Here is a 960-nt window from a genome sequence, read left to right on the forward strand (position 1 = left end):
GCTATGTGCCCGCGACCAGCGCGACGCTGGGGTTGGTCGACCGATTGTTCAGCCGCGTCGGTGCGTCGGACAATCTGGCGCGCGGGCGCTCCACCTTCATGGTCGAGATGGTCGAAACCGCCGCCATCCTGGCGCAGGCGACGCCCAACAGCTTCGTCATCCTGGACGAAGTGGGGCGCGGCACCTCGACCTATGACGGGCTCGCGATCGCCTGGGCGGTGGTCGAGGCGATCCATGAGGACAATCGCTGCCGCTGCCTGTTCGCGACGCATTACCACGAACTGACGCGGCTCGCCGAGCGCTGCGACGCTTTGTCGCTGCATCACGTGCGGGCACGCGAGTGGAAGGGCGAGCTGGTCCTGCTGCACGAAGTGGCGGAGGGGCCGGCGGATCGCAGCTATGGCCTTGCCGTGGCGCGGCTCGCGGGCATGCCACCGGCGACGGTGGCGCGGGCGAAATCGGTGCTGGCGAAGCTGGAGGCGGGTCGCGCAAAGACCGGCGGGCTGGCGGCGGGGCTGGATGATCTGCCGTTGTTCGCCGCGGCAGCGGCGGCAGTGGAGGAAGCGCGCGATCCGCTGCGCGAAGCGGTGGAGGGGCTGGATGTCGACACGCTCTCGCCGCGCGAGGCGCTGGACCAGCTTTACCGGTTGAAGGCGTTGGTTCGGGAAGCGTGACCTGCCACCTTCCGTCATGCCGGGCTTGTCCCGGCATCCACCGGCCCGCGCACCCATCGGCAAGATAAATCGCGGCACAGTGGATGCCGGGACAAGCCCGGCATGACGGGGTGGGTGGGGCAGTGTCTTTTTCCGTTCGCCCTGAGCGTGTCGAAGCCTGTCCTGAGCTTCGCCGAAGGGGGGCGTGTCACGGGCGCTGGAGCGTGGGGCACGTGCTTCGACAAGCTCAGCACGAACGGGGTTGGTGGTTCGTTCACCTTCTGCAGCCAGGTCGCCCGCTTGATCC

The 960-nt window shown here is 68.4% G+C and carries 2 protein-coding genes; both read left to right on the forward strand.

What is annotated here, in order from left to right; all coding sequences use genetic code 11:
- On the forward strand, positions 1-674 hold a 674-nt coding region (locus AX702_RS13990), incomplete at its 5' end, for a MutS-related protein (RefSeq protein ID WP_443026299.1).
- 102 nt (positions 675-776) lie between these two features.
- A partial coding sequence (locus tag AX702_RS22930) for a hypothetical protein (protein WP_231731856.1) occupies positions 777-960 on the forward strand: 184 nt, incomplete at its 3' end.

The organism is Sphingomonas sp. CCH5-D11 (assembly GCF_001557395.1).
Classification (GTDB): Bacteria; Pseudomonadota; Alphaproteobacteria; order Sphingomonadales; family Sphingomonadaceae; genus Sphingomonas.